General features: G+C 69.8%; 24 protein-coding genes and 2 riboswitches. Of the genes, 13 read left to right on the top strand and 11 right to left on the bottom strand.

Features of this window, described 5'->3' with window-relative positions; translation table 11 throughout:
• Nucleotide 1: 1 nt before the first annotated feature.
• From ACN8HC_RS05115 to rimO, 4 genes are all read right to left on the bottom strand, one after another.
• Nucleotides 2–301 (bottom strand): helix-turn-helix domain-containing protein, encoded by a 300-nt coding sequence (locus tag ACN8HC_RS05115; RefSeq protein ID WP_490073797.1) that lies wholly within the window; start codon nucleotides 299–301, stop codon nucleotides 2–4.
• Nucleotides 302–402: 101 nt separating this feature from the next.
• Nucleotides 403–906, bottom strand: a complete 504-nt coding sequence (locus tag ACN8HC_RS05110; RefSeq protein ID WP_490073796.1) for a CinA family protein — start codon at nucleotides 904–906, stop codon at nucleotides 403–405.
• Nucleotides 907–917: 11 nt separating this feature from the next.
• Complete coding sequence (pgsA, locus tag ACN8HC_RS05105) at nucleotides 918–1,730, bottom strand: CDP-diacylglycerol--glycerol-3-phosphate 3-phosphatidyltransferase (protein ID WP_490073795.1); 813 nt, start codon at nucleotides 1,728–1,730, stop codon at nucleotides 918–920.
• Nucleotides 1,727–3,178 carry a 30S ribosomal protein S12 methylthiotransferase RimO gene (gene rimO, locus ACN8HC_RS05100; RefSeq protein ID WP_490073794.1) on the bottom strand — a complete coding sequence of 484 codons (1,452 nt, stop codon included), beginning with the start codon at nucleotides 3,176–3,178 and terminating at the stop codon, nucleotides 1,727–1,729. Before rimO ends, pgsA begins: the two co-directional genes overlap by 4 nt.
• A 58-nt stretch (nucleotides 3,179–3,236) precedes the next feature.
• Between rimO and ACN8HC_RS05095 the strand changes: the two genes are divergently transcribed.
• The gene (locus tag ACN8HC_RS05095) at nucleotides 3,237–4,436 is read left to right on the top strand and encodes a dipeptidase (protein ID WP_490073991.1); all 1,200 of its coding nucleotides are present in this window, start codon (nucleotides 3,237–3,239) and stop codon (nucleotides 4,434–4,436) included.
• Between the two features lie 141 nt (nucleotides 4,437–4,577).
• Entirely contained in the window at nucleotides 4,578–5,531 is a 954-nt protein-coding gene (locus ACN8HC_RS05090) for a PDDEXK family nuclease (protein ID WP_490073793.1), read from the top strand.
• A 78-nt stretch (nucleotides 5,532–5,609) separates the two neighbouring features.
• Here ACN8HC_RS05090 and ACN8HC_RS05085 read toward each other — a convergent pair whose 3' ends face one another.
• Both ACN8HC_RS05085 and ACN8HC_RS05080 read right to left on the bottom strand, forming a co-directional pair.
• A complete protein-coding gene (locus ACN8HC_RS05085; protein ID WP_490073792.1) occupies nucleotides 5,610–6,356 on the bottom strand; it encodes a hypothetical protein in 747 nt (248 codons plus the stop codon).
• A gap of 19 nt (nucleotides 6,357–6,375) precedes the next feature.
• Complete coding sequence (locus ACN8HC_RS05080) at nucleotides 6,376–8,934, bottom strand: FtsK/SpoIIIE family DNA translocase (protein WP_490073791.1); 2,559 nt, start codon at nucleotides 8,932–8,934, stop codon at nucleotides 6,376–6,378.
• 349 nt (nucleotides 8,935–9,283) lie between these two features.
• Nucleotides 9,284–9,398: riboswitch (SAM riboswitch) on the top strand.
• Nucleotides 9,399–9,448: 50 nt separating this feature from the next.
• On the opposite strand from ACN8HC_RS05080, the gene ACN8HC_RS05075 reads away from it, so the two are divergent.
• Both ACN8HC_RS05075 and ACN8HC_RS05070 read left to right on the top strand, forming a co-directional pair.
• Nucleotides 9,449–10,819 carry an aminotransferase class V-fold PLP-dependent enzyme gene (locus tag ACN8HC_RS05075; RefSeq protein ID WP_490073790.1) on the top strand — a complete coding sequence of 457 codons (1,371 nt, stop codon included), beginning with the start codon at nucleotides 9,449–9,451 and terminating at the stop codon, nucleotides 10,817–10,819.
• A gap of 367 nt (nucleotides 10,820–11,186) precedes the next feature.
• Nucleotides 11,187–11,324, top strand: a riboswitch (cyclic di-AMP (ydaO/yuaA leader).
• Nucleotides 11,325–11,328: 4 nt separating this feature from the next.
• Nucleotides 11,329–12,039, top strand: coding sequence for a transglycosylase family protein (locus ACN8HC_RS05070; RefSeq protein ID WP_490073789.1), 711 nt, complete (start codon nucleotides 11,329–11,331; stop codon nucleotides 12,037–12,039).
• A 253-nt stretch (nucleotides 12,040–12,292) separates the two neighbouring features.
• Here ACN8HC_RS05070 and ACN8HC_RS05065 read toward each other — a convergent pair whose 3' ends face one another.
• The gene (locus ACN8HC_RS05065) at nucleotides 12,293–13,978 is read right to left on the bottom strand and encodes a ribonuclease J (RefSeq protein WP_490073788.1); all 1,686 of its coding nucleotides are present in this window, start codon (nucleotides 13,976–13,978) and stop codon (nucleotides 12,293–12,295) included.
• Nucleotides 13,975–14,859, bottom strand: a complete 885-nt coding sequence (gene dapA, locus ACN8HC_RS05060) for a 4-hydroxy-tetrahydrodipicolinate synthase (RefSeq protein ID WP_490073787.1) — start codon at nucleotides 14,857–14,859, stop codon at nucleotides 13,975–13,977. Before dapA ends, ACN8HC_RS05065 begins: the two co-directional genes overlap by 4 nt.
• 289 nt (nucleotides 14,860–15,148) lie before the next feature.
• Between dapA and ACN8HC_RS05055 the strand changes: the two genes are divergently transcribed.
• Both ACN8HC_RS05055 and ACN8HC_RS05050 read left to right on the top strand, forming a co-directional pair.
• Nucleotides 15,149–15,961, top strand: coding sequence for a thymidylate synthase (locus ACN8HC_RS05055; RefSeq protein ID WP_490073786.1), 813 nt, complete (start codon nucleotides 15,149–15,151; stop codon nucleotides 15,959–15,961).
• The gene (locus tag ACN8HC_RS05050; RefSeq protein WP_490073785.1) at nucleotides 15,958–16,908 is read left to right on the top strand and encodes a dihydrofolate reductase; all 951 of its coding nucleotides are present in this window, start codon (nucleotides 15,958–15,960) and stop codon (nucleotides 16,906–16,908) included. Before ACN8HC_RS05055 ends, ACN8HC_RS05050 begins: the two co-directional genes overlap by 4 nt.
• A gap of 152 nt (nucleotides 16,909–17,060) precedes the next feature.
• Here ACN8HC_RS05050 and ACN8HC_RS05045 read toward each other — a convergent pair whose 3' ends face one another.
• Nucleotides 17,061–17,855 (bottom strand): FAD-binding oxidoreductase, encoded by a 795-nt coding sequence (locus tag ACN8HC_RS05045; RefSeq protein WP_490073784.1) that lies wholly within the window; start codon nucleotides 17,853–17,855, stop codon nucleotides 17,061–17,063.
• 90 nt (nucleotides 17,856–17,945) lie between these two features.
• Between ACN8HC_RS05045 and ACN8HC_RS05040 the strand changes: the two genes are divergently transcribed.
• The 7 genes from ACN8HC_RS05040 to ACN8HC_RS05010 are packed head-to-tail and all read left to right on the top strand — an operon-like array spanning nucleotide 17,946 to nucleotide 23,221.
• The gene (locus tag ACN8HC_RS05040) at nucleotides 17,946–18,509 is read left to right on the top strand and encodes a GNAT family N-acetyltransferase (RefSeq protein ID WP_490073783.1); all 564 of its coding nucleotides are present in this window, start codon (nucleotides 17,946–17,948) and stop codon (nucleotides 18,507–18,509) included.
• Nucleotides 18,506–19,219, top strand: a complete 714-nt coding sequence (locus ACN8HC_RS05035; protein WP_490073782.1) for an AzlC family ABC transporter permease — start codon at nucleotides 18,506–18,508, stop codon at nucleotides 19,217–19,219. Before ACN8HC_RS05040 ends, ACN8HC_RS05035 begins: the two co-directional genes overlap by 4 nt.
• 1 nt (nucleotide 19,220) lies before the next feature.
• Nucleotides 19,221–19,535, top strand: coding sequence for an AzlD domain-containing protein (locus ACN8HC_RS05030; RefSeq protein ID WP_490073781.1), 315 nt, complete (start codon nucleotides 19,221–19,223; stop codon nucleotides 19,533–19,535).
• Nucleotides 19,536–19,552: 17 nt separating this feature from the next.
• Nucleotides 19,553–20,344, top strand: a complete 792-nt coding sequence (locus ACN8HC_RS05025; RefSeq protein ID WP_490073780.1) for a tyrosine-protein phosphatase — start codon at nucleotides 19,553–19,555, stop codon at nucleotides 20,342–20,344.
• The gene (locus ACN8HC_RS05020) at nucleotides 20,341–21,108 is read left to right on the top strand and encodes a (Fe-S)-binding protein (RefSeq protein ID WP_490073779.1); all 768 of its coding nucleotides are present in this window, start codon (nucleotides 20,341–20,343) and stop codon (nucleotides 21,106–21,108) included. The genes ACN8HC_RS05025 and ACN8HC_RS05020 overlap by 4 nt, the downstream gene beginning before the upstream one ends.
• Before the next feature lie 38 nt (nucleotides 21,109–21,146).
• Entirely contained in the window at nucleotides 21,147–22,598 is a 1,452-nt protein-coding gene (locus tag ACN8HC_RS05015; RefSeq protein WP_490073990.1) for a lactate utilization protein B, read from the top strand.
• A complete protein-coding gene (locus tag ACN8HC_RS05010; RefSeq protein WP_490073778.1) occupies nucleotides 22,595–23,221 on the top strand; it encodes a LutC/YkgG family protein in 627 nt (208 codons plus the stop codon). Before ACN8HC_RS05015 ends, ACN8HC_RS05010 begins: the two co-directional genes overlap by 4 nt.
• Here ACN8HC_RS05010 and ACN8HC_RS05005 read toward each other — a convergent pair.
• Nucleotides 23,205–23,951: a type 1 glutamine amidotransferase gene (locus tag ACN8HC_RS05005; protein ID WP_490073777.1), complete on the bottom strand. Its 747-nt coding sequence runs from the start codon at nucleotides 23,949–23,951 to the stop codon at nucleotides 23,205–23,207. The genes ACN8HC_RS05010 and ACN8HC_RS05005 overlap by 17 nt on opposite strands.
• Nucleotides 23,948–24,697 (bottom strand): 4-hydroxy-tetrahydrodipicolinate reductase, encoded by a 750-nt coding sequence (dapB, locus tag ACN8HC_RS05000; RefSeq protein ID WP_490073776.1) that lies wholly within the window; start codon nucleotides 24,695–24,697, stop codon nucleotides 23,948–23,950. The genes ACN8HC_RS05005 and dapB overlap by 4 nt, the downstream gene beginning before the upstream one ends.
• Between the last annotated feature and the right edge of the window lie 50 nt (nucleotides 24,698–24,747).

Here is a 24,747-nt window from a genome sequence, read left to right as displayed (position 1 = left end):
ATCACGCCGCGGACGAGACCACCGACGAGGCGGTCGGGACCGGCAACTGCACCGGTGCGGCAACTTCTTCGGCAGCCGCGAGCCGCTGGGACACCGACAGCAGCGCGTCGGACATGCGCACCCCCAGAGCATCACAGACCGCGGCCAGCAACTCGGACGAGGCTTCCTTCTCACCGCGCTCGATCTCCGAGAGGTAGCCGAGCGACAACTGTGCAGCCTGGGCGACCTCGCGCAACGTGCGCCCCTGCTCGCGACGCACACTGCGCAGCACGTCACCGAGCTCACGGCGGAGCAGGATCATGGCGCCTCCCTCGGCATCGACAGCAGTGCGAACATCATCAGCTTAGCGGGCACCACCGACGCGCGTCCGGCGCGCCACCCGGCCGCAGCCGACGCGCCCGGTCAACCACGGCGCCCGTCACGCTCATTCCCGCCGAGACAGTCGCCGAGCAGGTCGAGAACCGCGCGCACCGCCTGGTCACGGATCGCCGCGCGGTCTCCCTTCAGCTCCAGCATCCGCACTTCGTCGACCGGCACCCCCGGCGCATCGTCCCACCCGACGGCGACGAAGACCCGACCGACCGGCACGTCGTCCTGCGGATCGGGCCCGGCCACACCGGTCGTGGCGAGACCGTGCGTCGCGCCCATCAGCCGTCGCACGCCGTGCGCCATCTGCCGCGCGACCTCGGCCTGAACCGGGCCGCCCGCGCGCAGCAGACGCTCGCCGACGCCGAGCACGCTCGCCTTGACGTCGGTGGCGTATGACGTGACGCTGCCGCGCACCACAGCGCTCGCACCGGGCACTGCCGTCAGTGCCGCGCAGACGAGTCCACCGGTCAGCGACTCGGCCGCGGCGACGGTGTCACCACGTCGCCGGAGTGCGGCGATCAGCTCATCGTCCTGCATCAGCTCCTCGCTCAGTGCCCGCGCGACGCACGCCGCGCCGCCCGCCGGGCACGCGAACGCTCGCTGTTCTGGCGGAGTTTCATCGCCCGGAAGATGTAGTCGACACCGGTCACGACGGTGATCGCGAGGGCGGCCAGCATGACGACCCACGCGACGACGTCGAACCAGCCACCGATCGGCAACAGGAACAAGCCGATCGCGACCGCTTGCAGAACGGTCTTCAGCTTGCCGCCTCGGCTCGCGGGCAGGACACCGTGCCGGATCACCGACAGGCGCAGCAGGGTGATGCCGACCTCGCGCACCAGGATCACCGCGGTCACCCACCACGGCAGTCGGCCGATGATCGAGAGCCCGATGAGCGCCATACCCATCAGTGCCTTGTCGGCGATGGGGTCCATCATCTTGCCGAAATCGGTGACCAGGCCTCGGGATCGGGCCAGGTCGCCGTCGATGCGGTCGGTGATCGAGGCCACCACGAAGATGATCACCGCAATGACCCGGAAGCTCGTCCGGTGACCACCGTGGGTGAGCAGCGCCCAGCCGAAGAAGGGCACCAGCACGATGCGGAACATCGTGAGCGCGTTGGCGATGTTCCAGGTGCTGACACCGGTGCTCGGCGTGGATGCCGGGTCCGGCAGCGGCGGCGCGATGAGCGGCTCGCCCGCGGCGCGGCGTCGCTCGAACTCCGCCTTGCGACGCTCGAGTTCTTCGCGGGCCACCGCCGTGCGCCGGGCGGCTTCGTTTCGCGCAGTTGCTTGCCGGCCTTTCTGCCGCGCGGCCTCCTCACGCGCGCTCGGTCGCCCTTCCCTGCGCTCGGCGCTCACGGAAGTTTCTCTGCCACGAGATCGATGCCGAGAGTGCCGGTGACGCGGGCAGTGACGATGTCACCGATGGCGACCGTGCCGGGCTCGACCGTGAGGATCGTCTCGCCGTCGACGTCGGGCCCCTGTTGTCCTGCGCGGCCTCGGGTCTCACCGTCGTCGTCGTCGCCGGTGCCGTCGGATTCGACCAGCACGTCCAGGGTTTCGCCGATCCGCTCGGTGGCTCGCTGCTCGTTCAGCTGCTCGGCGAGAGTCCGGAAGTGCTCCAACCGTGCCGCCACCTCGTGGTCGGGAAGCTTCGCGTCATACGTCTCGGCCTCGGTGCCGTCCTCGTCCGAGTAGCCGAAGACACCGACGACGTCGAGCCGCGCAGCGACGAGGAACTCCTCGAGTTGCGCCAGGTCGTCATCGGTCTCGCCCGGGAAACCCACGATGACATTGCTGCGGATGCCGGCGTATGGCGCCCGCGCCCGCACGTCCGCGAGCAGCTGCAAGAAGGACTCCTTGTCGCCGAAACGGCGCATCCGGCGCAGCAGCGGGCCGCTCGCGTGCTGGAACGAGATGTCGAAGTACGGGACGACCCCCGGGGTCGACGTCATGACGTCGAGCAGGTCGGGCCGGATCTCGGCCGGCTGCAGATAGGACACGCGGACGCGCGAGATTCCTTCGAGGTCAACGAGTTCCGGCAGCATCGTGTCGAGCAGTCGCAGGTCGCCGAGGTCCTTGCCGTACGACGTCGAGTTTTCCGACACCAGGAAGACCTCCCGGACGTCGTGCTGCCCCAGCCAGCGCGCCTCGGCGAGTACGTCGGCCGGCCGTCGAGACACGAACGCCCCTCGGAACGACGGGATCGCGCAGAACGCGCACCGCCGGTCGCAGCCCGAGGCGATTTTCAACGGTGCCCACGGACGGCCGTCCAGCCGGGCCCGGATGACTCGCGGCGACGAGGCCGGCGAGGCGATCTGGACGTCGTCGGGACGCCGGACGTCCCCGTGGCCGGGCGTCGGCAGGCCCGCTCCCTGCCGGTCCACGGGACTGATCGGCAGCAGCTTGCGCCGGTCGGACGGTGTGTGGGACGCCGGCGCGTGGCCGCCCAGGACGGACGTCAGGTGCGCGGACATGTCGACATACGAGTCGAATCCGAGCACTGCGTCCGCTTCGGGCAGTTGCGCGGCGAGTTGTTCGCCATACCGCTCGGCGAGACAGCCGACGGCCACGACCGCCCGGGTGCGGCCGTGCTCCTTGAGATCGTTCGCCTCGAGCAGGGCGTCGATCGAGTCCTTCTTGGCCTGCTCGACGAACCCGCACGTGTTGATGACGGCGACGTCGGCGTCGGCCGCGTCGTCGACCAGTGTCCACCCCTCGCCGGCCAGCCTGCCGGCCAACTCCTCGGAGTCGACCTCGTTGCGAGCGCAGCCCAGAGTGACCAGAGCAACGCTGCGGGATTCCATGGGTCAACTGTATGGGACACCCGGTGCGGTGCAGCGCACGCGTGATGTGATGGCCGGTATGGCGAACACCGACACCTTCCCCAGCCTCGACCACGTCCGTTCCCTGCTCGCGAAGCACCCGCTCATCGACGGTCACAACGACCTGCCGTGGGCGGCACGTGACCTGGTGCGCTACGACTTCGACAAGCTCGATGTGGAGGCCGGGACCGCCGATCGGACGCACACCGACATACCGCGGCTGCGCGCGGGAGGTGTCGGAGGACAGTTCTGGTCGGTCTACGTGCCGTCCAACCTGCCCGGCAGCGAGGCGGTCACCCAGACCCTGGAGCAGATCGACGCGGTGCACCAGCTGATCGGCCGCTGGCCGGACACCTTCGGCCTGGCACGCACCGCGGACGAGGTCGAGTCGGTCTTCGCCTCCGGCCGCATCGCGTCGCTGCTCGGCGCCGAGGGCGGCCAGTCGATGGACAGCTCGCTCGCCGCGCTGCGCATGCTCTACGTGCTGGGCGTGCGTTACATGACGCTGACCCACAACGACAACAACCCATGGGCCGACTCGGCGACCGACGAGCCGGTGCACGGCGGTCTCACCCGCTTCGGTGTCGAGGTGGTCCGCGAGATGAACCGGATCGGCATGCTCGTCGACCTCTCGCACGTGAGCGCCGACACGATGCGGGCGGCGCTCGCCGCGTCCGAGGCGCCGGTGATCTTCAGCCACTCCTCGGCGCGCGCGGTCTGCGACTCGCCGCGCAACGCGCCCGACGACGTGCTGGAGACGCTGCGCGACAACAACGGGGTCATCATGGCGACCTTCGTGCCTGCCTTCGTGTCGGCGGCCTGCGCACAGTGGCGGGCGGACGCCGGTGAGGCTGCTCGTGCGGCCGGCGTCGCGCCGACCGATGTCGCGGCCTTCCAGAAGTTCGCGGACCAGTGGGCGACCGAACATCCGCAGCCGGTCGCGACGCTGGACGACGTCGTCGCGCACTTCGTGCACATCCGTGAGGTGGCCGGCATCGACCATCTCGGCGTCGGCGGCGACTACGACGGTGTCACGGTGCTCCCCGAAGGGCTGGGTGACGTCTCGTCATACCCGAAGGTCTTCGCGGCGCTCGCCGAGCTGGGTTGGTCCGACGAGGACCTCGCCAAGGCGGCCGGCGGCAACGTGCTGCGGGTGTTGCGCGACGCGGAAGCGGTCGCCCGGGAGCTCCAGGAAACCCGTGGCCCGAGCGTCGCCACCATCGAGGAGCTCGACGGCTGACGCTGTCTGCGCCTCCCCACGGCGCGTCCTCCTATGCCCATCGGGCGGTGGAGCGCCCGCTGGGCATAGGGACGAACGCTGGACGACGGTTGTCCACAGTGCCGCAGCGGCGAATCCGCGATCTCGGCCAGGATCGGTCGCATGTCCGCGACCGCTGCCCAGCACATGGTGGTCGGGCGGCCCCAACGGTATGGCGACGACCGGCGCATCGTTGCCGCCCAGCTCGCCGGCGACCACGGTGGTGTCGTGCACCGGCTCGCTCTTTCACAGCACGGCATCGACCGCAACGCGATTCGCAACGAGATCGCTGCGGGCCGCTGGTTCCTGGCTGGGCGGCACACAGTGGCCATCGGCTCGCCGGAACTGACACAAGTTGCGCAATGGTGGCAAGCGGTCTGGGAGAGCGGGTCCGGAGCACGACTCGACGGCGCCAGCGCGCTCATCGCGGGCGGGATGAAGGGTTTCACCGCGGCAGTCATCGACGTCACGATGCCCGCTCGGAACCGGCCCCATGCGCTACCGGGGATTCGCCTGCACCGTCCGGATCGTCCGGCTCCGATCCGCGGTGCCGGCATCCCCCGAGTCGCGCTCGAAGTGGCCACGATCCACGCTGCCCAGTGGGCGCTGAGCGATCGGCAGGCGGCGCTGCTCGTCTGCCTGCCGATCCAGCAACGCCTGCTCGCCCCATCGCGCCTCGGTGTGGCGTGGCGAGGCGTGCAGCGTTCTGCCAGAAGGCGGTTCCTCGATGCTGTCATCGCCGATGTGACGGATGGCGCGCACTCCCTCGGCGAGCTGGACTTCGGCCGCCTGGCGCGACAGGTCCGGTTGCCCACGCCCTCCCGTCAGATGGTGCGCGAAGGTCCGGACGGCCGGGTCTACCTCGACGTCTCATGGGACGACGTCGGACTGGTCGTGGAGATCGACGGCGGACATCACATACTTGCCCTCAACCCGGTGGACGATGCGCTTCGGCAGAACGACCGCGTGGCAGCCGGTGAACGCGTGCTGCGGATCCCGGTCATCGGATTGCGCCTCGTACGAGCGAGGTTCATGCAGCAGGTTCGCCGTACGTATGACGCCTTGAACGGTGGCTGACTCGCTGCTGCCCTATGCCCATCGGGCGGTGGAGCGCCCGCTGGGCATAGGGGAAAACCGGCACGAACAGCAGGAGCCTCAGCGGGTGACCGGTTTGCGCCGCAGCGCATGAGCGATGAGCAGCGCCAGCGCCGCGATCCAGCCGTACAGCACGCCCCACATCACCCCACCGCTGATGGAGTTGGCGAGGTATTGACTCAGTTGACCGCCCGGTATCCAGATCGCGGCGGCAACTGTTCCGGCGGCCGCGCCGGCGATGACGACCGCCATCCAGGCGCCGAGGAAGAGGCCGAAGCCACCGTTGCCCGCTCGCGTCGACATGGCGGCGGCCATCATCAGCAGCAACGTGATCAGCAGTATGACGACCAGGCCGGCCAGGAACGCCGTGAGGCGGTCACCGCCCTGCGAGCCCGGCCAGGGCAACAAGCCGAGCCGGCCGACGAAGAAGCCGGACACCCGCCGCGGATCGGGGCTCACGTTGTGCAGGACGGCCTGATACCCGGCGTATGACGTGCCGACCGCCACCAGCGCCGCGATCACCGCACCGACCAGCGCTGCCGGGAAGCCACCGGAGCCGCGGTCGGTCGGCAGCACGGGCGCCCCGTAGTCCGGAGGGGGTCGATAACCGGTGACGGGTTGCTGCGGTCCGTAACCCGCCGCCGGCTGACCGTAGCCACTGGCCGGCCGCTGCGGCGGTGCGGACGGCGCACCGTACGGCGGTGTGTTGCCACTGTGCCGGGACGGCCCGTCGGTCGCTCCGGGTCCCGGTCGCCGACCATCGTGGTCGCGACGGATCTCCTGGGTGCGATCGTCGTCGTCGGTCATCGTTCGCTCTCCCCTGGCGTCACTCGCGGCGGTCGGTGAGCTGCCACGCGTCTTCGCCACCGTCGGACTCGCCGGTGTCGATGGCTGCGTCATACGGCTGCTCGGCGCCCGGCGGGTCCTCGCCGCGCAACAGGGCCAGCGTGGTCGGCAGGTCGTCGGGTTTGACCAGCACGTCGCGCGCCTTCGAACCCTCTGAGGGGCCGACGATGCCGCGGCTCTCCATCAGGTCCATCAGCCGGCCGGCCTTGGCGAACCCGACCCGCAGCTTGCGCTGCAGCATCGACGTCGAACCGAACTGGCTGTTGACGACCAGCTCGGCCGCCTGCAGCAGCAGGTCGAGGTCGTCGCCGATGTCCTCGTCGATCTCCTTCTTCGGCGCGGACACCTGCACGTCGTCGCGGTAGGTCGGCTTCAGTTGCTCGCGGACGTGCGAAACGACTTCTTGCACTTCGGATTCGGTGACCCAGGCGCCCTGGACGCGCATCGGCTTCGACGCGCCCATCGGCAGGAAGAGCGCGTCACCCTGACCGATCAGCTTCTCGGCACCCGGCTGGTCGAGCACCACGCGCGAGTCGGCGAGGGAGGAGGTCGCGAACGCCATCCGGCTGGGCACGTTGGCCTTGATCAGGCCGGTGACGACATCGACCGAGGGGCGCTGCGTCGCGAGCACGAGGTGGATGCCGGCGGCGCGGGCGAGCTGGGTGATGCGGACGATCGACTCCTCGACGTCGCGCGGGGCGACCATCATCAGGTCGGCCAGCTCGTCGACGATCACCAGCAGGTAGGGGTAGGGCTGCATGACCCGCTGCGAGCCGGGCGGCGGCTGCACCTTCCCGGCGCGCACCGCCTTGTTGAAGTCGTCGATGTGCTTGTAGCCGAACGCGGCGAGGTCGTCATACCGGGTGTCCATCTCGCGCACGACCCACTGCAGCGCCTCGGCGGCCTTCTTGGGGTTGGTGATGATCGGCGTGATCAGGTGCGGAATGCCTTCGTATGCCGTGAGTTCGACGCGCTTGGGGTCGACCAGCACCATCCGGACCTCGTCCGGCGTGGCGCGCATCATGATCGAGGTGATCATCGAGTTGACGAACGACGACTTACCGGCACCAGTGGCACCCGCGACCAGCAGGTGCGGCATCTTCGCGAGGTTGGCGATCACGTAGCCGCCCTCCACGTCTTTGCCGACGCCCATTACCATCGGGTGGTCGTTGCCGCGGGCGGCGCCGCTGCGCAGGACGTCGCCCAGGCTGACCTTCTCGCGGTCGGTGTTGGGGATCTCGATGCCGATCGCGGACTTGCCGGGGATCGGGCTGAGGATGCGGACGTCGGCCGACGCCACGGCATACGCGATGTTCTTGGACAGTGCGGTGACGCGCTCGACCTTGGTGCCCTGGCCCAGCTCGACCTCGTAACGGGTGACCGTCGGGCCGCGGGAGAAGCCGGTCACCTGCGCGTCGACACCGAACGAGTCGAGCGTCTGGGTCAGCGCCTCGACCACCCGGTCGTTGGCCGCGGAGCGGGCCTTCGGCGGGGTGCCGGGCTTCAGCACGTCGTTGGCGGGAAGCGTGTAGGTGACGTCCCCCGCCAGCTGCAGCTGCTCGACCCGCTGCGGCAACGGTGTGGTCGGCGGCGCCTGCAGCGGTGCGGCGGCCGGCTCCGGCGGTGCGCCCTTCGTCCCGGGCAGCGGCACCGCGCGCGTGTCCCCCACCGGTCGTGGATCGGCCGGCTTCGCCGGCGGCGTCTCGCCGTCGACGTCGTAGACGTCGCGGTCGCCCGGGTCCTTCTCGCCCGGGTCCTTCTCGCCCGGACGCAGCACCCGGCCGCTCTTGGTCCGCCGGGGCACGACGGTCGCAGCCTGCTCGAACGGCTCGTCCCCGTCGAGGCCGGCCTGGTCCTGCGGCTGATCGTCGTTCTTCTTGCGGCGGCGCTTGCGTTTGCCGCCGTCGATCTGGTCTCCGTGCAGATCCTGCGCCACGGCGTCGACGGGCTCGTCGTCGTCATACGACTCCGGCCGCCCGTGCTCGAACAGCCGCACGCGCAAGGTCGCCAGCCGTGCCGGGATCATCGAGACAGGGGTCGCGGTCATCACCAGGACGCTGAAGAACAACAAGATCGCCAGCAGCGCCATGGCTCCGGCCGTGTGCACGGCCGCAACCAGCGGACTGCTCGCCATGAAGCCGACGATGCCGCCGGCCCCGCGGAGTGCGTCGGTCTCACTGGGCTGTGGAATGCCCTTGGCGATGCTGGTGATCCCGCACACCGCGATCGCGAAGAGCGCGAGCCCGACCATCACCCGGTTGGTGCCCTGGTCGCCGCGCGGCGACCGCATCAGGTGCACGCCGATCAGGACCAGCACCAGCGGCAGCACGAGCGCGCCCAGCCCGAAGGTGCCGGCAACGACGGCGTGTATGACGTCGCCGACGGCTCCCGTCAGCCCCCACCATTCGCGGGCAGCGATGACGATCGCGGCGGCGACCAGCGCGAAGCCGAGGCCGTCGCGGCGCAGCTCCGGCTCGAGGTCGCGCGCGGAGTGGCCGACGCGCCGGGCAGCGCCGCCCGCCACGTGGGCCACACCCATCCAGGTGCCCCTCGCAGCGCGCAACGGCAGAGGCAGCCCGCCACTGGACGGCTTGCCTCCCGACCGAGGTTTCGCACCGGTCGCCTTCTTGGCGGGCGGGCGCGTCGAGGTGGGTCCCGACGCAGGTCGGGAACGCGAACCGGATCCTGCGGACCCGGATTTGCTGCGGGTCGCACGCGTGGTCGCCTGCGACGATGACGGACGGGTAGGCACGAAAACACCGTACGCGAGAGTCGCAGCAACCACATACGTCACACGCCGAGACGGCTTGCGAGCCGCGCCATACCCCCGTTCCGGTCCGCGGACCGGGTTTGACTCCGCCGCCGGAGATCCCGCTACATTTGACCCAGGTCATGAGTCTCAGCGACAAGCCCCGGCTTGCTGAGCGGCAACCCTCCAACCGCGGTGGGGTGCTCCGGGTGACGACCGGGCCGACGTGAGAAGCACGCCGGCAAGCGCGGATCGACTCTGCTTGCACCGCTGTCGATCCCTCGATCGGCGAAGGAGCAGCACGTTGAGCATCACCATCGACCCCCAGCAGGACACCACGCCGCACCAGCTCGGCATACCTCGCGTCTCGACGCCGGCGCCGAAGCGCGCCGCGGAGGGACTGCCGAAGACCGTCTCCGCAGACCTCGGTGTTCCCACGGTCCATCGGACGGTGACCGATTACGCCAACTTCGATCATGGCGCGACCACGCCGGCGCTGGTGGCCGTCGCGAACGCCGTCGCGACGGTGCAGCGCCGTTACGGGTCCGTGCACCGCGGCGCCGGCTACGCGAGCCGGGTGACCACCTCCTGGTTCGAGGCGGCGCGGGCGGAGGTCGCCGAGTTCGTCGGTGCGCGCCGAGGTGACGAGGTGGTCTTCACCCGCAACACGACGGATGCATTGCGTTTGCTGGCGCATTGCGTCCCGCAGGACGCCGAGGTCTTCGCCTGGGAGTCGGCGCACCACGCAGCGCTGCTGCCGTGGCCGGAGGGACGCACCACCCGCCTGCCGGTGCCGCGCAGCACCGAGCACGCACTCGAGCTGCTGAGGGAGGCGCTCGGCCGGTCCGCAGCGAACCACAAGCTGGTCGTCCTCACCGGCGCCTGCAACGTCACCGGCGAGATCTGGCCAGTCGCCGAACTCGCTGACGTCGCAAGAGAGCTGGGCGCACGCGTCGTGCTCGACGCCGCGCAGTACGCGCCGCACGTCACCATCGACCTCGGCACGCTGGGCGTCGACTGGGTCGCGTTCTCCGGTCACAAGCTCTACGCCCCGTATGGCGCAGGCGTGCTCGCCGGACGCAGCGACTGGCTGGATGCCGCCGACCCCTACCTGCCGGCGGGCGGCGCGACCGCTCGGGTCCGCCGAGGTGGGACGCAATGGCAGACCGGACCGGCACGGCACGAGGGCGGCACGCCGAACGCCGTCGGAGCGGTCGCGATCGCCGCGGCGTGTGCGACCCTGCGCGAGCACCGCGCCACGATCGAGGCGCACGAGGCACAGCTCTACACGAGGCTGCGCTCCGGCCTGGCGGCGATCGACGGCGTGCGCGTCGTGGAAGCTCTGGGCGATCGGCCGAACGTCGGCGTGGTGACCTTCACCATCGCCGGCTACGACCCGTCGCTGGTGTCGCAGGTGCTGGCCGACGAGCACGCCATCGCGGTGCGGGACGGCCGGTTCTGCGCGCATCTGCTCTGCGACGCCATCGTCGGCGACGGGGCGACGGCGGTCCGCGCCAGCCTCGGCCTCGCGACCACCGGCGAGCACGTCGACCGGCTCGTCGCCGGCGTGCGCCGACTGGTCGAGCACGGCCCGGCACTCTCCTACGTGCACACCGACGAGGGCTGGTCGGCTCCGGCCGACCCTCGTGATCTGGCCGAACCGCTCCCCTGGTGACGTTTCAGCGGTGACCTGTCACGGCACCAGGCCTAGACGCCGGGACGCGTCCGACATACGCTGTCCGGCCTCTGACCACCACTCAGGGCGCCTGGCGTCGCGCGCGACACTACGGTGACGTCTGTGACGGATGTGCCGACCGAGGTGTGACGCTCACTACACTCCCGAAAAAAGTCACGAAATGGTCACGCTTCGACTTGGAAATGCCGGTCGGACCACGTACCTTCGTGGATCGGTGGTTCAAAAACTTCGTCCCCCTGTCGAAGGTCAGATCCATCACGGAGCCGCGCTACCCGGCATGGCTCCGGCCCTTTATGCCTGTGGTCCGTTGCGCACAACCTCGTTGAGCGGACACCGACGCCTGGGACGGTCCCGGAGGCACAACGAGGGTGGGGAACCCAATCCGGCCGGTCTCCGGCCTTGGGGTGAGAGCAGGCCACAAGCCTGCCGGGCACCTGACAGCCCGACCCGACAGCTAACCCCGCATGCGCACGTCAGGAGAGGAATCCATGGACCTCAGCACGAACATCACCCGTAAGACCCGCGTCGTCGGCATCGGGGTTGCCGCCGCCGCAGCCCTCGCCGCCGCCGGAGTTGCCACCGCAAGTGACGCCCACGCCGCATCGGCGAGCACCTGGGACCGCGTCGCCGCCTGCGAGAGCGGTGGCAACTGGGCCATCAACACCGGCAACGGTTTCTACGGTGGCCTGCAGTTCACCCACTCGACCTGGATCGCCTACGGCGGTGGCGCTTACGCCTCCAACGCCAACCTGGCGAGCAAGTCCGCCCAGATCACCATCGCCGAGAAGGTGCTGGCCTCCCAGGGCCCCGGCGCCTGGCCGGTGTGCTCGGTGCGCGCGGGTCTGACCCGTGGCGGCGGCTCGCCCGTCGTGGCGCCCCCGGTGGCCTCCGCCCCCCGGACCAGCACCCCGAAGAAGACCTACACGGCCCCGAAGCGCACCTACACCGCGCCGAAGGTTTCCCGGTCTGCCACGCGTCCGACGGTCACACGGGCCTACACGGCTCCCAAGGCCGCCGCGCTGCCGCAGGTGAAGGTCTCCAAGAAGACCATCACGGTCAAGTCCGGTGACACCCTGAGCCAGCTCGCGCAGAAGCTGCACGTCAAGGACGGTTGGAAGGCACTCTGGGCCGCCAACAAGGGCACCGTGAACAACCCGAACCTGATCTTCGTCGGCCAGCACCTTCACCTGCCGGCCTGATCTGGTCCGATCGTCACCGCCACCGCGGCGACAACCTCGAAGGCCCCGCTCCCACCTCTGGTGGGCGGGGCCTTCGGCGTATGACGGGGGCCGGCCCTCCCCCGAGATGTGAGTTGTCGTCGTTTCGAGCGCCTCATCACCACAACAACTCATATCTCGCCGAGTGCCCAACGATCCCGCCGGTTGGGGCGCCGCCGAGATCGAAGCCGCGGCGACGACCCGTCCGCCTGACTCGCCGAGTCGAAGCGGAGGACTACGCGTCGATGACGATGGGAATGATCATCGGCCGGCGGCGCAGCTTGCCACCGACGAAGCCGCCGACGGTGCGCCGGATGACCTGCTGCAGCTGGTAGGTGTCGCTGATGCCCTTCTCGCGTGCCTCCTCGAGCGCGGCCTCCAGCTTGGGACGGACCTTGTCGAAGACGTCGTCCTCCTCGGCGAATCCGCGGGTCTGGATCTCCGGGCCGGCGGCGATCTTGCCGGTGTCGGCGTCCCGCACCACGATGATCGTCACGAATCCCTCGTCGCGCAGGATCCGACGGTCCTTCAGCATGGTCTCGTCGGTCGTGCCGACGAGGGAGCCGTCGACATACACATAACCGCACGGGACCGCGCCGACGATCTCCGCTCGCCCGTCGACCAGGTCGACGACGACACCGTCCTCGGCCAGCAGCACGTGGTCGCGCGGCACGCCGGTCGCCTCGGCGAGCTCGCCGTTGGCGACGAGGTGGCGCCATTCGCCGTGGATCGGCATGACGTAGCGCGGCTTGACGATGTTGTAGACGTAGAGCAGCTCGCCGGCGCTGGCGTGCCCGGACACGTGCACCAGCGCGTTGCCCTTGTGTATGACGCTCGCCCCGCGCCGCATCAGCCCGTTGATGACGCGATAGACGGCGTTCTCGTTGCCGGGGATGAGCGAGGACGCCATCAGCACGGTGTCGCCGGGACCGACATCGATGGTGTTGTGGTCGCCGTTCGCCATACGCGACAGGGCTGCCATCGGCTCGCCCTGCGACCCGGTGGACACCAGCACGATCTGGTTGTCGGCGTACTTGTCGACCTTCTTGAGGTCGACCAGCACACCGTCGGGCACGTGCAGATAGCCGAGCTCGGCGGCGATGCCCATGTTGCGCACCATCGAGCGGCCGACGAACGCGACCTTCCGCCGGTGTGCCCGTGCGGCGTCCAGCACCTGTTGCACGCGATGCACGTGCGAGGAGAAGCAGGCGACGATGATCCGCCGCTGCGCCTTCTGGAAGACCCGCTCGATGGCCGGCGCGATGTTGCGCTCAGGGGTGGTGAAGCCGGGCACGTCGGCGTTGGTCGAGTCGGTGAGGAAGAGGTCGACCCCCTCCTCCCCCGCCTTGGCGAACGCCCGCAGGTCGGTGATCCGGTTGTCGAGCGGCAGCTGGTCCATCTTGAAGTCGCCGGTGATCAGCAGGTTGCCGCCGCCGGTGCGGATGAACACCGCGAGCGCGTCGGGGATCGAGTGGTTGACGGCGATGAAGCTGCAGTCGAAACCGCCGAGCTTCTCGCGCCCGCCTTCCTTGACCGCCAAGGTGTATGGCGTGATCCGGTGCTCCTTGAGCTTCGCCTCGACCAGTGCCAGGGTCAGCGTGGAGCCGACGAGCGGGATGTCCGGCTTGAGCCGGAGCAGGTAGGGCACGGCGCCGATGTGGTCCTCGTGCCCGTGGGTCAGCACGATGGCTTCGATGTCGTCGAGCCGGTCGGAGATGTACTCGAAGTCGGGCAGGATCAGGTCGACGCCCGGGTGGTCCTCCGGGAACAGCACGCCGCAGTCCACGACGAGCAGCCTGCCGGCATACTCCACGACCGTCATGTTGCGGCCGATCTCGCCGAGGCCGCCGAGCGGGACGACGCGTACGCCGCCCCTCGGGAGCGGTCCGGGCAGTTCGAGCTCGGGGTGCGGGTGGCTCATGAAAGCTCTGACTCCTCAAGGGCGCGGCGCAGGATCTCGTGGTGCTCCGGGGTGGCGGGCAGCAGCGGCAACCGGCAGAAGTCCGACTCGATGATGCCCAGTTGCTTGAGCGCGGCCTTGGCCATGATCGCTCCTTGGGTGATCGTCATGATGGCGTCCATCGCGGGGATCAGGCGCCGATGTATGTCGCGAGCGGTGGTCAGGTCTCCGGCATCCACCGCCTTGATCATCGCGGCGAACTGGTCGCCTGCGACGTGCCCGGTCACCGCCACGTGACCGACGGCGCCGATCGACAGCCAGGGCAGCGCGAGGACGTCGTCGCCGGAGTACCAGAGCAGGTCGGTCTGCGCCATCACCTTGCTGGAGCCGTAGAGGTCGGCCTTCGCGTCCTTGACCGCCTGAACCTGCGGGATCTCGGCCAGCCGGAGCAGAGTGTCGGGTGCCAGCGCGGTGGCCGTGCGACCCGGTATGTCGTAGAGCATGACCGGCACGTCGGCCGCTGCCGCGACTGCGCGCACGTGCTCGACGATGCCGGCCTGCGGCGGCTTGTTGTAGTACGGAGTGACGACGAGGGCCGCACGAGCGCCCGCAGCCACCATGGCCTTCGCCGCGGCGACCGAGTGGGCGGTGTCGTTTGTGCCGACGCCGGCCATGACGGTGACGCGGTCACCCACCGCCTCGACCACCGCGCGGACCGTCGCGACGTTCTCCTCGTCGGTCGTGGTGGCCGACTCACCGGTCGTCCCGTTGACCAGGATGCCGTCGTGGCCGTGCCGCGCCAGGTGGTCCGCGAGCTTCTGGGCGCCGTCCAGGTCGAGTGATCCGTCCTCGTGCATGGGCGTGACCATGGCGGTGAGCAACCGTCCGAAGGGGTTCGTCATGCCGCCAAGGCTAGCGAGGTGGCCGCGCTGCGTGCGGAGGGCTTCCGGGTGCCGGGCTCTCGGCATACCCGCCGGAAATGACTGATCGCGTCGTCACCCGCTCGGGGGTCCGGGTGACGACGCGATCAACGGTTACATCGGGCACGCCCCGAAAGTGTTACAGCGGCCTCCTGTGATCTGGATCACAATTTCTAACGACCGTCCACATGGTTATCCCGGCGCCCGCCGCGGGCCTGCCGAACGCCGTCGATCGGCCCTATGTCGGCGCCCGCTGATAGCGTCTGATGCCGTGAAGCAGTACCTCGACCTGCTCGACCGGGTCATCTCCGACGGCACCCGCAAGGACGACCGCACCGGCACCGGGACCCTGTCGGTCTTCGGTTATCAGATGCGCTTCGACCTGTCCGCCGGATTCCCGGCACTCACCACCAAGAAGCTGCACCTGCGCTCGATCATCGGCGAGTTGCTGTGGTTCCTGCGCGGCGACACCAACGTGCAGTGGCTGCACGACCGGGGCATCACCATCTGGGACGAATGGGCCGACGAGCACGGCGATCTCGGTCCGATCTACGGGCATCAATGGCGGTCCTGGCCCACGCCTGACGGGCGCACGATCGACCAGCTGGCCCGGGTGATCGACGGACTCCGCACCAACCCCGACTCACGCCGGCACATCGTGTCTGCCTGGAACGTCGCGGACGTCGACGACATGGCCCTGCCGCCCTGCCACACGATGTTCCAGTTCTACGTCGGCGCGCCGACCGAGGACGGCCGCCGGTCGCTGTCCTGTCAGCTCTACCAGCGGTCGGCCGACATCTTCCTCGGCGTGCCGTTCAACATCGCGTCCTACGCCCTGCTGACCGCGATGGTCGCGCAGGTGACCGAGCTGGTGCCCGGCGAGTTCGTACACACCCTCGGTGACGCTCACCTCTATCTCAACCACCTCGACCAGGCACGGTTCCAGCTGACCCGCCAGCCGGGCCCGCTGCCGACGCTGCGGCTCAACCCGGAGATCCGGGAGATCGACGCGTTCGACCTGCCGGACGTCCAGCTCGAGGGATATGTCGCGGCGCCGACGATCAAGGCGCCGATCGCCGTATGACGATCAGCTTCATCGCCGCCGTCGCGCGCAACGGGGTCGTCGGTCGCGACGGGACGATGCCGTGGCGAGTGCCCGGCGAACAGAAGGGCTTCAAGGCCGCCACGATGGGTCATCCGATGGTGATGGGCCGGCGCACCTTCGAGTCGCACGGGCTGCTGCCGGGACGCCGCCACATCGTGCTGACCCGCGACCCGGAGTGGACGGTCGAGGGTGTCGAGGTTGCGCACTCCGTCGACGAGGCGCTCTTCCTCGCCGGCGACGAGGATTTCTTCGTGACGGGCGGCGCGCAGATCTGGGCGCTCTTCGCGCCATACGTCGACCGGATGGTGATCTCCGAGATCCCGCTCGATCCGGCTGGTGACACTGTCTTTCCCGGCTGGCCGTTCACCGACTCGCCCGTATGGCGGGAGATCTCCCGCGAGCCGCACGACGGCTGGACGGTGGTCGTCTACGAACGCCGCACACCGCGTGCCCAGGTCGATGTCGGCCCGCGCATCGCCGCATCGGCGGAGGCCGGCGCGACCCAGATCAAGGCCGGAGCCAGCTGTGCCATCGGCGACGGTGACCGGCTGCTGCTCACCCGGCGGGAGGACAACGGCCTCTGGTGTCTGCCCGGAGGCGGCGTCGAGGTCGGCGAGACCTGGTCCGAAGCCGCGGTGCGGGAAGCGCGGGAGGAGACCGGGCTGGACGTGGCCGTGGACTCCGTGCTGGCGGCATACAGCAACCCGGATGTGGTGATCGTCTACCCGGACGGGCGCCGGCGCGCGATCTTCGGCGTGTGCTTCCGGGCCCACGTGGTGGCCGGCTCGGCCGGCGTGTCCGACGAGGTCACGGAGTCGGCGTGGTTCACGGCGGAGGACACGGCGCGGTTGCCGATCATCCCCGCGCACCGGCCGCTGGTGCGCGCGTTCTTCAAATCCGACACATCGACAACGCTTTTCGACTGACCGCCAACCCGACGTATTTCCGGCCCCCGGCTCGCTCCTGGACGACGACATCGATTCCGTGATGGTGTTCTGACACCACCGACTGGCACAGTCGCCGCCGAACGGCACAGCTGCAGGTGTGCCACTCGGCGGTACGTGTGCGAGTCGGCGAATCAGGTCTGGAAGAACTCCTCGTGACGCACGTGCGCTGGGTCGACGCCCAGCGCCGCCAGCTCCTCGCGGACGGTGCGCACCATGCCCATCGGGCCGCAGAGGAACCACTCGTCGATGCTGGCGACCGGCACACCGAGCCGCGCGAGGATGCGGGTCAGCCGTTCCCCGTCGATCCGGCCGCCGAGCAACGGGTCGGTCACCGGCGCCCGCGAGAAGACCTCGACCAGGTCGAACCTGTCGCCATACGTCTCGGCGAGCGCGTTGAGCTCCGCGGCGAACATGGTGCTCTCGGGCGTCCGGTTGCCGAAGATCAGCGTGACGCGCGAGCGCGGCTCGTCCTCCAACACCGACCGCACCACCGAGAGGACCGGCGTGATGCCCGAACCCGCCGCGACGGCAACGATCCCTCGGGTGGCGTCGGGCAAAGTGGGACAGACGAACTCACCGAGCGGAGCCAGCACCTCGATCCGGTCCCCCACTGTCACCACGCGATTGAGCCACCGCGACATCGCGCCGCCGTCGACCTCGTTCGAGGCGATCCGCAGCCTCCCGCTCTCCTCGGCCTGCGCGCGCGACATACAGATGGAGTAGGACCGGCGCACATCCACACCGTCGATCTCCGCCCGCAGGGTGAGGTGTTGCCCCGGCTCGAAGCGGAAGGTCACACGCAGTTCCTCCGGGATGTCGAAACTGACCGCCACCGCACGATCGGTCAGCCGGTCCACGCCCGCCACCCGCAGCAGGTGGAACTGCGGACGGCGATGCCGGACGCCGGAGGGTTTCAGCAGGCTCACACTCAGACAAGCTACCCAGACCGATCGCGGGTTCTGCACGGGCACCACCGCGCGCGGCCGTGCATTCACCCGGGGTGAAAAACTGGCGCCATGAGCGATACCGGTGTCCGGACCGCGCGAGCAGCCGACGTGCCCGCGGTCGCACACGTGCAAGCCGACGTATGGCGGGCCGCCTACGGCCGCCTCGTCGACACCGAGGTCCGTGACGCCTTCACTCCCGAGGCGTTCGAACCGGCCTGGCGCGAGTCGCTCCAGTCACCGCCGACACCGCGACACCGACTGCTGGTCGCCACCGAGGGCGACACGGTCATCGGCTTCGCGGCGATCGGTCCGGCCACGGACGACCATCCTGCAGCCGACCACGGATCGGCCGGCGAGATCTACGCCCTCGGCATCGACCCCGGCAGCCGCGGCCGCGGCAACGGTTCGCGCCTGCTCAACGCGGCGGTCGACACCTTGCAGGCCGGTGCGTTCGAGAGCGTCACGACCTGGGTGCTGAGCGACGACGAGCAGCTTCGCGGCTTTCTCGGTTCAGCGGGATTGCACCCGGACGGCGCCTGGCGGGACAGGGTGATCGCCGCCGACGGCCGGACCGCTCGCGAGGTGCGACTCGTCGCCTCCCTGTCGGAGCCAGCCGCACCCGACGTCTCGTGACAGCGACACCGCCCGAGTCGGAGATCGACCTCAGCGCGAAAGCCGTTGCCCGCAAAGGTGTCTGGGTCGGCATCGCCACGGGCGCTTACGGCATCAGCTACGGTGCCCTGGCCGTCGCCGCCGGCCTGAACTTCTGGCAGGCCGTGCTGCTGTCCCTCCTGCTCTTCAGCGGTGGCTCGCAGTTCGCACTCGTCGGGGTGATCGGCGCAGGCGGATCGGGTGCCAGCGCCGTCGGCACCTCGACGCTGCTCGGACTGCGCAACGGTTTCTACGGCCTGCAGGTCAGCAAGCTGATCCAGGAGACCGGGTGGCGGCGGGTGCTCGCGGCACAGCTCACGATCGACGAGTCCACCGCGGTCGCCATCACCCAGCCGAACCGGCCACTGTCGCGCGTCGGCTTCTGGTGGACCGGCCTGGCCGTCTACCTGCTGTGGGGTTTGATGTCGGCCGTCGGCGCCATTCTCGGCAATGCCATGGGAGATCCGGCCCGCTTCGGACTGGACGCCGCCGCCCCCGCGGCGTTCTGCGCACTCGTCTGGTCGCGACTGGGCACCCTGCGCGCTCAGCTGGTCGCCGTCGCGGCGGGCCTGATCGCGCTGCTCGTCTCGCCGCACACCGCCTCCGGCATACCGGTGCTCGTCGCCGCGCTGGCCGCGGTCGTCGCGGGCCTCCTGCCCGACCGCTCCATCACGAGCGCCGAGGAGATCTAGCGTGAGTCTCTGGGTCACCGTGCTGATCGCGAGCGCCTTGTCGTTCCTCACCAAGTTCGCCGGGTATGTCGTGCCGCAGACGGTGCTCGACCACCCGCTCACCGACCGGATCATGCATTACCTGCCGGTGGCGTTGCTGGCGGCATTGATCGCCGTGCAAACCTTCACCTCGGGCAGCGGGTCATTCGCGTTCGACGCGCGTGCTGCCGGGCTCGCCGTGGCCATCATCTGCCTGCTGCTCCGGGCGCCCTTCCTGGTGGTCGTCGTCGCGGCGGCCGCCACCGCTGCCCTGCTGCGCGCGGCGGGCATCGGCTGACGATCTACGGTGGTCGGGTGAGCGACGAATCTTCCACGCAACCCACCTGGATCGAGCTCGACGGCGTGGTCAACATGCGCGATCTGGGCGGTCTGCCGACGTCCGACGGGCGCGCTGTGCAGCCGCACCGGCTGCTGCGGTCGGACAACCTCCAGGACCTCACCGCTGCCGACATACAGGCCCTGGTGAGGGAGCACGGCGTCACCGACATCGTCGACCTACGCAGCGACGTCGAGCTGCGCATCACCGGTCCCGGTCCGCTGCGACAGGTCGAGACAGTCACGCACCACCACCACTCGCTCTTCCCCGACGACGAAAACCTTGACGCGCGCGACGTGCTCGTCCTCCCCTGGCACCAGGCCGACGAGCCCAAGCACGTCGAGCACACGCGGGCCAGCCACTACCTCGGCTATCTCGCTCGCCGCCCCGACTCCGTCGCGGCGGCACTCGAGGTGATCGCGACGAGTGCCGGCGCCACCGTCGTTCACTGCGCCGCGGGCAAGGACCGGACCGGCACCATCGTCGCCATGGCGCTGACGGTCGCCGGCGTCCCCCGCGACGAGATCGTCGCCGACTATGTCCTGAGCACCGAGCGCACGGAGCAGATCGTCCGCCGGCTGGAGCACCTGCCCGGCTACTCCGACAATCTCAAGGACGTCCCGATGACCGCTCATCACTCGCGCCCGGAGACGATCACCCAGGTGCTGGAGGCGATCGACGCCGAGCACGGATCGGTCGAGGGCTGGCTGCGATCGGTGGGCTGGACGGAGCCGCAGATCGAGCAGCTGCGTGCCAAACTCGTGCAATGACCAGCGTTGTTGCATTGTTCGCGACGTGCTTCAACGACACCATGTGGCCGCAGACGCCGCGGGCGACCGTGCAACTGCTGGAACGACTCGGGGTCGAGGTCCGCTTCCCGCAGCAGCAGACCTGCTGCGGGCAGGTGTTCACCAACACCGGCTACGCCGACGAGGCGATCCCGCTGGTGCGCAACTTCGTCGCGACTTTCGCGCTGTATGACGCGGTCGTCGCCCCGTCGGGCTCGTGTGTCGGTTCCGTGCGCGAACAGTACGAAGCGCTGGCCCGTCGAGCCGGAGATCCTGGCCTGCTGCGGGCGGTCGAGCAGCTCGCGCCCCGGGTCCACGAGCTGAGTGAGTACCTGGTGGACGTGTTGGAGGTGACCGAGGTGGGGGCCTACTTCCCGCACCGGGTCACCTATCACCCGACCTGCCACTCGCTGCGCATGCTGCGGGTCGGTGACCGGCCGCTGCGTCTGCTCCGCGCCGTTGCGGGCATCGAGCTCGTCGAGCTGCCCGGTGCCGAGGAGTGCTGCGGTTTCGGCGGCACCTTTGCGATCAAGAACGCCGAGGTGTCGGCCGCCATGGGGACCCAGAAGATCGACAACGTGCAGTCGACCGGTGCGGAATACGTTGTCGCTGGCGATAATTCATGCCTCGCGCAGATCGGCGGGCTGCTCGGCCGGCGGCGCCGCACCGGAGATGGGACGGCCCGCGTCGCCACACCGATCCACCTCGCCGAGGTGCTCGCGTCGACGAAGGAGGCAGAGGCGTGAGGAATCCTGTCGGCGTCACGACGGACCTCTTCCTCGGGATGCCCGCCTTCCCCGAAGCCGCGCACCGCGAGCTCGGCAAGGCGCAGCAGCGCCGCAATCTGGAGCACGCGACCCACACGATCCGGGCCAAGCGTGCGGCCGCCGTGGCCGAGGTGCCGGAGTGGGAGGACCTGCGGCTGCGCGCGGCCGCGATCAAGGATCACACGCTCGCCCACCTCGATGACTACCTGCTGCAGTTGGAGGAGCAGCTCACCGCTGCCGGCGCCACGGTCCACTGGGCGCGCGATGCCGATGAGGCGTGCCGCATCGTGATCGAGCTGGTGCGGGCCACCGGCGAGAGGGAACTCGTCAAGGTCAAGTCCATGGCGACGCAGGAGATCGGCCTCAACGAAGCACTCGAGGCGGCCGGCGTCCATGCGTGGGAGACCGACCTCGCCGAGCTCATCGTGCAACTCGGCGACGACTGGCCGTCGCACATCCTGGTCCCGGCTATTCACAAGGGCCGGAAGGAGATTCGCGACATCTTCGTCCAGCGTATGGCGCAGGCGGGTCGTCCTGCGCCCGCGGACCTCACCGATGACCCGGCCGCGCTGGCCGAGGCCGCGCGGCTGCACCTGCGGGAGAAGTTCCTCCGTGCGAAGGTCGCGATCTCCGGTGCCAACTTCGCGATCGCGGACACCGGCACGCTCGTCGTGCTCGAGTCGGAGGGCAACGGGCGGATGTGTCTGTCGCTGCCGGAGACCCTGATCTCGGTGGTCGGCATCGAGAAGGTGCTGCCGACCTGGTCGGACCTCGACGTCTTTCTGCAACTGCTGCCCAGGTCGAGCACCGCCGAGCGGATGAATCCCTACACCTCGACCTGGACCGGTGTCAGCGAGGACGACGGACCACAGGACGTGCACGTCGTCCTCCTCGACAACGGTCGCACCGCCGTGCTGGAGCAGCGCGACACGCGCACTGCCTTGCGCTGCATCCGCTGCTCCGCCTGCCTCAACGTGTGCCCGGTCTACGAGCAGGTGGGCGGCCACGCCTACGGCTCGGTCTATCCCGGTCCGATCGGTGCGGTGCTCACGCCCGCGTTGCGTGGAACCGCAACTGAACTCGACCAATCGCTGCCCTTCGCGTCCAGCCTGTGCGGTGCCTGCTTCGACGCCTGCCCGGTCCGCATCGACATCCCGCGGATGCTCGTCGCGTTGCGGACCCGCGTCGTCGACGAGCACCGCCACGGCATGCCGAAACCGGAGGCCGCCGGCATGCGCGCCACCCAGTGGGTGCTCGGCAAATCGGGCCGGCTGACACTCGCGCAGCAGGGCGTCACCGCGGCCGCGCGGGTGCTGCGTGGCCGTCCGATCGGCGCCCTCCCCTGGCCCGTGCCGAAGCCGCTGCGGGCCTGGACCACCTTTCGCGACGCGCCGAGCCCACCCCCGGAGACTTTCCGGCAGTGGTGGGCGCGCACGCACCCTGACGATGCTGCTGAGGCAGGGTCATGACGGCCGCGCGAGAGCAGATCCTGGAGCGCATCCGCCGCGCGAATGGCGCTGCCACAACAGCAGGTCCACTCCCCGAACCTCCATCGCGCACCACGGTTCCGGACACGGAGTCACTCGTCCGGCTGTTCGTCGAGCGGGTCGCCGACTACCGCGCCGAGGTCACCGTGGTTCCGGCCGACACCGTCGCGAGCGCCGTGGCGACGGCGCTCGAGGGGTGCGCGGACGTCGTCATACCCGAGGGCCTGCCCGGCGGGTGGCTGACCGAGGTGACCGCCACTCCCCTGCCGGACGACGGATTCACCGCCACCGCGCTCGACCGCATCGACGCCGTCGTCACGGGGGCCACGGTGGGCATCGCGGTGCCGGGCACCATCGTGCTCGACCACGGACCCGGCCAGGGACGCCGCGCACTGTCGCTCGTGCCGGATGTGCACGTGTGCGTCGTGCGCTCCGCTCAGCTGGTGTATGACGTGCCCGACGCGGTGCCCGTCCTGAACGACGCGGTGCGCGCCGGACGTCCGCTGACCTGGATCAGCGGACCGAGCGCCACCAGCGACATCGAACTGTCCCGCGTCGAGGGCGTCCACGGTCCGCGCACGCTCCGCGTCATCGTCGTGCGGTGACCGCGCCGACCGCCGCTCTCCTCGCGACCACCCGCAGGAAGCGGTCGACGAACGATCGCCAGGTGCGTTCCAACTCGTCGGCGTGCGCCCGCGCCACGCGTTTGACCTCCGCCGGGTCGAACCCGCGATCACGGATGCTGGTGTCGCTCCAGCCCGCCACCCGTTCGGCGCCGCACTCCGGATGCCACTGCGTGGCCCACGCATGGTGGCCGAGCCGGAACGCCTGGTTGCGGCACCGCTCGCTGGACATCAGCAGCTGCGCACCGTCCGGGAGCCGGGTGATCTGGTCGCGGTGGCTCTCGATGCCGATCACCGGCGCCGAAAAGTGCCGGAACAGAGGGTCGTCCGCCGCGGCAGGCTGTGGTGTCAGCTCGGTGACGCCCTTCTCGGGCAGACCGTGGTCACCTTCGACCCGGCCGCCGCCGACGTGCGCCAGCAACTGCGCGCCCAGGCAGATCCCGAGCACCGGCACCTGCTTGTCCAGGCAGTCCCGCACGAGGGCTCGCTCGGCCAGCAGCCAGGGGTGCTGCTCGTCCGCATCCGGCAGAAACCCGCCGCCCAGCATGATCACCGCATCGAGTTGCTCGGCAGCAGCGGGGATTTCGTCCCCTGCGTCGGCCTTGACCAGGTCAACGGCGACCCCGGCCGCCTCGGCCCAGTCGAGGAGTCGGCCCGGCCCGCTCTCCTCGTCGTTGCGGATGACGGTGAGCGTGCGCGACGTCGCCGTCATACCAGCCCCAGGAAGTGCTCCAGCCCGACGGTGAGTCCCGGGTGCGACGGCACCGCCCGCACGCCGGCGAGCACACCGGGCATGAAACTGAGCCGGTCGAAGGAGTCGTGCCGGATCGTCAGCGCCTCGCCCTCGCCACCGAACGCCACCTCCTGGTGGGCCACTCGGCCGCGCAGCCGCTGGGCGTGCACCCGGATGCCGTCGATGTCGGCGCCACGAGCGCCCTTCGGGTCGGACGTGGTGGCATCCGGCACCGGCCCGACGCCCGCCGCTCTGCGGGCCCGCGCGATGAGTTCGGCGGTGCGCGCGGCCGTGCCGGACGGAGCGTCCACCTTGCCGGCGTGGTGGGTCTCGACGATCTCGACCGACTCGTAGAACCGGGCCGCCTGCTGCGCGAACGACATCATCAGCAGCGCGCCGACGGCGAAATTGGGGGCGATGAGCACCCCGACGGACGGGTGCTCGGCGAGCAGGTCCCGGAGCGCATCGAGCCGGTCGGCGGTCCAGCCGGTGGTCCCGACGACCGCGTGGACGCCCTGCTCGATGCAGTGCCGCACATTCGTGGGCGACGCGTCCGGGACAGTGAAGTCGACTGCGACTTCTGCGTTTCCGAGATCGCCGAGGTCGTCGCCTGCGTCATACCGGCCGACCAGGGTGAGGTCCGGCGCGTCCTCCACGGCGGCACACGTCGTGCTGCCCATGCGCCCGGAGGCTCCGATCACGGCCACGGCAAGAGTTGAGGTCACGCGGCCAGGGTAGACGCGTGGCAGAAGGTGGCGCCGCGGGCCGCTCACGG

Source organism: Flexivirga sp. YIM B11880 (assembly GCF_058148645.1).
This window is presented reverse-complemented; position numbering and strand designations above follow the sequence as displayed.